A 6,475-nucleotide genomic window follows, 5' to 3' on the forward strand; every position below is an offset into this window, starting at 1 on the left:
GTCCAGTCGACTCACGCTGAAGCCTTTCCGGCACCTGGTGCCGGAAAGGCTTCACTGTTTCCAGCCGCGGCAGGGCATCCGGGTCCGCACCCGCGCACCTGCCCCTGCCATCCCCGTGCCCGCAGCACCGCCCCGACCGCCATCGCCAGGCGGCACGGCTCCAGGACCTGCTTCCACCCGGCCCGCAAGGTGATCGCCTCCTCGACGGCGCTGGCGATGTCCCGGTCCAGGTCGGCCCAGCGGTCCGCGCTCCACTCGTGGCCGAGCCTGCCGTCCAGTTCCACGATCGTCCGCTGGTCGCGATAGTCCACGTCTCGATGGGTCGTCGTCCGGCCGGTGCGCACCACCCGTTGGCGCGTCGCGCTCGGCAGGCCATGCCTCCGCTCCACCTGCACCAGGTAGCGCCGTTCGAGCACCGAGAAGGCGCCGGAGTCGACGTCGGCCAGGATCTCCCGGAGCAGCTTCTTCCTGCGCAGGCCGCGCATCGTCGCCAGTGCGTCGAGGAGCCGCCGTGGCGTCGTACGTCGTTGCTGGCAGGCGTCCGCCAGGACGGCCACCGCGCCGGCTTCGTCGCGAGCCCGGGACGCCACGTCCAGCAGTGCTGGTTCGAGCCGGATCCGCGGCGGCCCGAGGTGCCACTGGGCCAGTCGGTCCAGGTGCTTGATCCTCCGGATCCGCAGGCCGGCAGCCGGCCGGGGACACCGGGAGGCATCGACAGCGATCTCGAGCGCTTCGTCGACCGAGCGCGGACCCGACCGGGTGCGCAGGCCGTGCGCGACCAGAGCCGAGGCGCCAGCGAGCACGGCCGGCGCGTGGCCGAGCACTGCAGCCCAGGCGCGTTGTTCCCAGGTGGGGTGGCCCGTGTGGTCGACGTAGCAGCCAGCCAGCACCCGCGCCCAGGCGCGCCGCCGGATCATCCGCTCGATGTCGTTGTCGTCTCCCCCGAGCGCGAGCACCTGGCGCCGAGCGATCACTCCGGCCTGGCGCGCCTGGAGTTCCTCGACCGCCACCATGTCCATGGGCTCGAGTCTCGACGAGCGGAGCGGACCCGGACAACCCTCTTCCGGGCGCCTGTGGAGAACCCCCGCATCGCACCCGAGGAATGAAGCATTTCCGGCGTCTGGTGCCGGAAATGCTTCATTTCCTGGGACGGTCCCTCACTCGACTCGGTTGCAGCTGTACTCATGGGCGGACACAATCGCTCGTTCGTCCCTCACTCGACTCGGTTGCCCGCCGGATCCCAGTGCTCAGCGACCTTCTTGCTCGGCTGGACCCGGGGCGGCTCGCCGGGCATCTTCGGATGGTCCGGCGGGAAGTTGAGCTCCACCGGATGCTGCTCCCACAACTCCAGCAGCGGCTCCAGCGAATACGCCGCCTCATCGATCCCCTCCCACGCGTCACCCCGATCGGCGACCAGGTCCGGGACGGTGAAGAGGTTGTATGCCGCCGGGTCGTCGACCTCGGCCAGTTCCGCCCAGGTCAGCGGGGTCGAGACCGGAGCACCGGGCAGCGGGCGCAGTGAGTACGCCGAGGCGATGGTCCGGTCGCGCAGGTTCTGGTTGAAGTCGACGAAGATCCGCTCGCCCCGCTCCTCCTTCCACCAGTTCACCGTCACCTGGTCGTCGCGCTCGGCCAGCGCCCGACCGAACGCGATCGCAGCATGGCGCACGTCGGCGAACTCCCAGCGTGGCTCGATCCGAACGAAGACATGGACACCACGGTTGCCCGACGTCTTGACGAACGGGGTCATCCCCATCTCCTCGAAGAGCTCGCGGGCGAGGCCGGCGACCCGGACCGCGTCCGCGAACGTCGTACCGGGCTGGGGGTCCAGATCGATCCGCAACTCGTCCGGGCGGTCCACGTCCGACCGACGGACCGGCCACGGGTGGAAGGTCAGCGTGCCCATGTGCGCGCACCAGACAGGCACCGCGATCTCGGTCGGGCAGATCTCGTCCGCGGTGCGCCCCGAGGGGAACGTGATGGTGGCGGTCTCCAGGTAGTCGGGCGCGCCCTTGGGCACCCGCTTCTGGTAGAACGCATCCGCATTGCGGTCCGCCGGCCCGGTGGCCAGCTTCATCCCCTCGCGTACGCCGCCGGGCCAGCGCTCCAGCGCCGTGGGCCGTTCCCGGAGCGCGCGCATCAGGCCGTCCCCGACCGCCGCGAAATATTCGGCGACCATCACCTTGGTCACTGCTGCCGTGGTCGCGGTCGGCTCGTAGATGATCCGGTCCGGGCTGGAGACCCGCACCGCGCGCCCACCTGCGTCGACCTCTGCTGCCGGAGTCCTCGCCATGTCCCCACGCTACCGAACCGGCGCGCGTCCGCATCCCTGCGCACGTGACGGATCCGTGCGCCCCGCCGGCCGCGTTGCGCTGCGGCGTACTGTGGGAGGCATGGCTTACCAGGTCGACAAGTCCGACGCCGAGTGGCGCGAGCAACTCACTCCCGAGGAGTACGCCGTGCTCCGCCAGGCCGGCACCGAGCGCCCGTTCGTCGGCGAATACACCGACACCGAGACGACCGGTGTCTACCGCTGCCGGGCCTGCCAGGTGGAGTTGTTCACCAGCGACACGAAGTTCCACTCCGGCTGCGGGTGGCCGTCGTTCTACCAGCCGATCAGCGACACCATCGAATACCTCGAGGACAACACCCTGGGCATGCAGCGGACCGAGGTGCGTTGCGCCAACTGCGGCTCGCACCTCGGCCACGTCTTCCCCGACGGGTTCGGCACCCCCACCGGGGATCGCTATTGCATCAACTCGATCTCGCTGACGCTGGAGCCGCGGGGCTGAACGGTCCGGTCAGCACGTCAGCCGACCGGCATCCCGGCCTCGCACCAGGCAGCGAAGCCACCGATGACGTCGGTCGCCTGCGCCACCCCGAGCTGGCGCAACGAGGCCGCCGCCAGTGAGGACGCCTCGCCGTCGCTGCACAGCACGATGACCCGCGCTGCATGGTCGGCGAACGGCAACCGGGTCGCACTGCGCGGATCCAGGCGCGGCTCCAGTTCGTTGCGCTCCACCACCACGGCGCCGAGCAGCGGGGGTACCGCGCCCTGGGCGGCGCGCTGGCGCTCGGAACGGATGTCGATGATCACGCCGGTGCCCGCGATCGCCTCCTGGAAGGCCGCCCGCGCGCTGGTCCGGCGCAGGCTGCTGCGCGCGTGGGCGACCATGTCCGCGACGCCGTCGAAGTAGATCTCCTCGAAGCGCTGGACCGTCATCGCCGTCATCGCGCGCCGCCCCGGCGGTCAGCACTGTTCCAGGAGGCGCCGCTCCCCGTCGTACGTCGTGGGTCCGGGTTCCGACGCAGGACGGTGCGCGGACCGGAGTCGGAGACCCCGATCGGCTCGAAGCAGCTGCCGGCCTTCTCGTAGTGGGTCATGGCCTCGAGTCGGGGCGAGTAGGCATGGACCGAGGTCGCCGCGACGGCGCCGAGGTTGGCGACGTTGTGGATGTGGCTGGGAGCGAACGCCCACGCGTCACCGGTGCCGATGCTGCGCACGTGCTCGGCACCGTCCCAGCTGTGCTCGGTCAGCCGCCCGGCCAGGGTGGTGTACGCGCCCGCAGCAGCTCCGTGGTCATGCCATCCGGTCTCGGCCCCGGGAGGCCAGGTGATCAGCCAGATCTGGAGGTCGTCGTCGCGCACCAGTTCGGTGCGCTGGCGCTGGAGGGAGTGCGGGTCGTGCAGGTGGAGCAGGTCGGGGTCGTCTGCGAAGTCACGCAGTGCCTGCAGCAGGGGCAGTACGGTCAATGCGGTCATGATGGGTTCTCCTGTGGTGGTCGATGTCGGTGCTGGGAGCAGACATCGACCAACACAGGTCACTGGCGGTGCGAAGCAGGTCGACGTGGCGACGCCGGATGGCAAGGATCATGGGTGGGACTCTCGGGAGGGCGCCGGAACAGGCGCGGGTTTCGCTGGCGAAGGGGGCTCAGGCGAAACGACAACACGCGCAGGCAGCGCCGGTGAGCGCCGTGCGGGTGTCGATGATCGAGGTCATGAGTCCAGTCTGCCGCGGCCCGGCCGGCAAGCACAACTGCGTCTCACCCTGTGGCGGATGTGCGGGTCGTCCGATGGCGCGGCTCCCTCCCATGCCGTGGTGCGGCCGCTGGGGGCACGCCGTACGATCGGCGACGACAGGCACTGCGCTCGGGAGGACCGCACACATGGTGGACACAACGCCCTTCGACTCACTCGACACGCCCACGGGATCCGGCATCGATCCGCAGGCGTTGTTCGCCCAGGCGCAGGAGCGTGCCGAGCAGGCCCGCGAAGCGCGGGAGCGCCTCGCGGAGGTCGTGGGCGCCGCCCAAAGCGACGACGGCCTCCTCACTGCCAAGGCGAACGGGTCCGGCCTGCAGGAATTGGTCATCGATCCCAAGGCCATGCGCAAGCCGTCGGTCGATCTGGCCGAGGAGATCGTTGCCCTGTCCAGGGCAGCCCGCGAGGACTGGGAACAGAAGCGCCGCGAACTGATGGACGACCTCGACATCGATGCCCCGCAGGTCGACATGGCCGCCGCGATGGGACAGTTGCGCGAACTGAGCCAGGCCTTCTCCCGCGGATCGGCAGAGGTGCAGGACGTGGTCGAGCGCTTCCAGCGCCAGTCACAGCAACGCTGAATCTGCTCCGGGAGCCGCTGCCGGGCCCGGGTCACCTCACCTGCGGTGGTCCGGTTGCCCGTCCCCGTGCTCGGGCGTGACGAAGTAACCCGGCCAGCTGAACGGGTTCAGGCCCGGCGCGATCGGCCCATCCCCGGTGCCGACACCACCTGCGGTCATCCCTCCGACACCAAAGATGGTCGGTCCCAGTTGCCCCATCCCCGGAGCCACACCCCGGAACAGGGCATAGGACATCAGCCCAGCGGTGATCGTGGCGATACTGTCCACTGCGCCGCTGGCCAGGTCTCCGATCACCTCGGGGTTCCCCGTGAAGGACTGCACGACCACGTTCCCGGTCACCATCGCCCCGATGGCCACCGATGCACTGTGGCTCATCAAGGTCAGGGCCTTGGTGGAGAAGGTGAGCACCGTCTTCGCCATGCCGCACAATGCCGTCACCTCGGCCTGGAAGGCAGCGGCGCCCGGGGCTGCGACGACGCTCGACAGCATCGCCCAATAGATCACCGCACAGATCGAGAGTGTCGTCCCGATGGTGAAGGCCACCATGATCGCCACGAAGAGAAGCACCGCGAAGCCGACCAGGATCAGGCCCGTGGTCATCGCGACCATGCAATCCATCGTCAACTGCAGGGCGAACTCGCGGGCCTTGGTGTCATAGGCGTCGTGGTCCGGGCCCTCCCAGGCCTGCGCAGTCGCATCGGCAATGGCATGCGCTTCGGTGGCAGCGCGGGCGAGTTCGTCGCCGGCGGCAAGCCAGGCCATCCCCGCGTCGTACACCGCCCCGGGGTCGCTCTGCAACTGGAAGACCTCGGTGACGATCGGCCATGCTGCCGGGAAGGCGATCGCACCCCCGGTATTGAGCACCAGTGCGGTGACGGCCAGTTCCTGGCCGGCGGTGAACGGGTTGGAGCCGGACATCAGCAACCCTCCTCGACGGTGCTGGCTTCCTCGGCATCGCACCAGTTGTCGGCCGTGGTCACCAGCCGGCTGTTGAAATCCGCCACGTCATTACTCTTGCGCTCCAGCTCACGCTGCATGAAGTTCTCCACCACCACATGAGTGCTGGCCAGGGAAGGAGCGACCACGGTGAAGTTGGCGAAGTGGACCAGTTCCGTCTTGGCGACCTCGCGGATGGCCCGGTCCAGGTGCGGCTCCACTGCATTCGTCCACTGGGGCGCCAAGTCTCTCAGCGCCGCGGGATCCACTCGACCCATACCGTCATCCTCCACCTGATAGTTTCGCCGTCGCACACGGCGTACCCCATTCTGCGGAGGACAAAACGATGGCTGCCCAGGAATGCGCCCGATGAGCACCCTGTTCGGCGCGGACCAGATCCGCATCCTTCGTACCGCCGGGATGAGCTTCGAGATCCACGACCCCTCGGGGATCGTCGCCCTGGCGAAGTTCCGATCGCCGGATCCCGATTGGCGCAACCTGTTCACCGTGCTGGACAAGCACCGCAGGCCAGGGACCGACTTCGTCGTCGTGGATCCCGACGGCACCAGCCACTACGAGATCAACCTGGAGCGGGGCTGGGACGTGCAGTTCGCCTTCCGGGTGAGCACTTCGGCAGGGGAGGCAGTGGGCACCGGTCAGACCAGCGGCCGGTTCCGGATGAAGGTGCCCACCGAGCTCGTCGATGCCACGGGTGCGCCGATGGGCCACACATTCCGGGGACGGCGGTGGGAGGCCTTCGACCACAGCGACACCCCGGTCGCGACGATCCACCAGGATTCCACCGCACCGGCCTTCGGCAAGCTGGTCCACCGCATCGAGTTCACCGGGCAGGTGTCCGCGCCGCTGCGGGCGATGATCGTGGCCTCCGTGGTCTGCTGGGCCACCAACGCTGGCTG

Annotated in this window: 9 protein-coding genes; 3 read left to right on the forward strand and 6 right to left on the reverse strand. The window is 69.1% G+C overall.

Annotated features, from left to right (window positions below):
• Positions 1 to 11: 11 nt before the first annotated feature.
• Both Q9R27_RS10135 and Q9R27_RS10140 read right to left on the reverse strand, forming a co-directional pair.
• Positions 12 to 1,019: a hypothetical protein gene (locus tag Q9R27_RS10135; protein WP_311252256.1), complete on the reverse strand. Its 1,008-nt coding sequence runs from the start codon at positions 1,017 to 1,019 to the stop codon at positions 12 to 14.
• A 194-nt stretch (positions 1,020 to 1,213) separates the two neighbouring features.
• The gene (locus tag Q9R27_RS10140; protein ID WP_311252257.1) at positions 1,214 to 2,293 is read right to left on the reverse strand and encodes a DNA polymerase domain-containing protein; all 1,080 of its coding nucleotides are present in this window, start codon (positions 2,291 to 2,293) and stop codon (positions 1,214 to 1,216) included.
• A gap of 100 nt (positions 2,294 to 2,393) precedes the next feature.
• Between Q9R27_RS10140 and msrB the strand changes: the two genes are divergently transcribed.
• Entirely contained in the window at positions 2,394 to 2,792 is a 399-nt protein-coding gene (gene msrB / locus Q9R27_RS10145) for a peptide-methionine (R)-S-oxide reductase MsrB (RefSeq protein ID WP_311252258.1), read from the forward strand.
• Positions 2,793 to 2,809: 17 nt separating this feature from the next.
• Here msrB and Q9R27_RS10150 read toward each other — a convergent pair whose 3' ends face one another.
• Complete coding sequence (locus Q9R27_RS10150; RefSeq protein WP_311252259.1) at positions 2,810 to 3,232, reverse strand: rhodanese-like domain-containing protein; 423 nt, start codon at positions 3,230 to 3,232, stop codon at positions 2,810 to 2,812.
• Positions 3,229 to 3,762 carry a cysteine dioxygenase family protein gene (locus Q9R27_RS10155; protein WP_311252260.1) on the reverse strand — a complete coding sequence of 178 codons (534 nt, stop codon included), beginning with the start codon at positions 3,760 to 3,762 and terminating at the stop codon, positions 3,229 to 3,231. The genes Q9R27_RS10150 and Q9R27_RS10155 overlap by 4 nt, the downstream gene beginning before the upstream one ends.
• A gap of 404 nt (positions 3,763 to 4,166) precedes the next feature.
• Between Q9R27_RS10155 and Q9R27_RS10160 the strand changes: the two genes are divergently transcribed.
• On the forward strand, positions 4,167 to 4,622 hold the full coding sequence (locus tag Q9R27_RS10160) for a YbaB/EbfC family nucleoid-associated protein (RefSeq protein ID WP_311252261.1): 456 nt from the start codon (positions 4,167 to 4,169) through the stop codon (positions 4,620 to 4,622).
• Between the two features lie 36 nt (positions 4,623 to 4,658).
• Here Q9R27_RS10160 and Q9R27_RS10165 read toward each other — a convergent pair whose 3' ends face one another.
• Both Q9R27_RS10165 and Q9R27_RS10170 read right to left on the reverse strand, forming a co-directional pair.
• Positions 4,659 to 5,540: a hypothetical protein gene (locus tag Q9R27_RS10165; protein ID WP_311252262.1), complete on the reverse strand. Its 882-nt coding sequence runs from the start codon at positions 5,538 to 5,540 to the stop codon at positions 4,659 to 4,661.
• A complete protein-coding gene (locus tag Q9R27_RS10170; protein WP_311252263.1) occupies positions 5,540 to 5,836 on the reverse strand; it encodes a hypothetical protein in 297 nt (98 codons plus the stop codon). The genes Q9R27_RS10165 and Q9R27_RS10170 overlap by 1 nt, the downstream gene beginning before the upstream one ends.
• Positions 5,837 to 5,927: 91 nt before the next feature.
• Between Q9R27_RS10170 and Q9R27_RS10175 the strand changes: the two genes are divergently transcribed.
• On the forward strand, positions 5,928 to 6,475 hold a 548-nt coding region (locus tag Q9R27_RS10175), incomplete at its 3' end, for a hypothetical protein (protein WP_311252264.1).

This window comes from Nocardioides sp. AE5 (genome assembly GCF_031844485.1).
In the GTDB taxonomy this organism is placed as follows: domain Bacteria; phylum Actinomycetota; class Actinomycetes; order Propionibacteriales; family Nocardioidaceae; genus Nocardioides.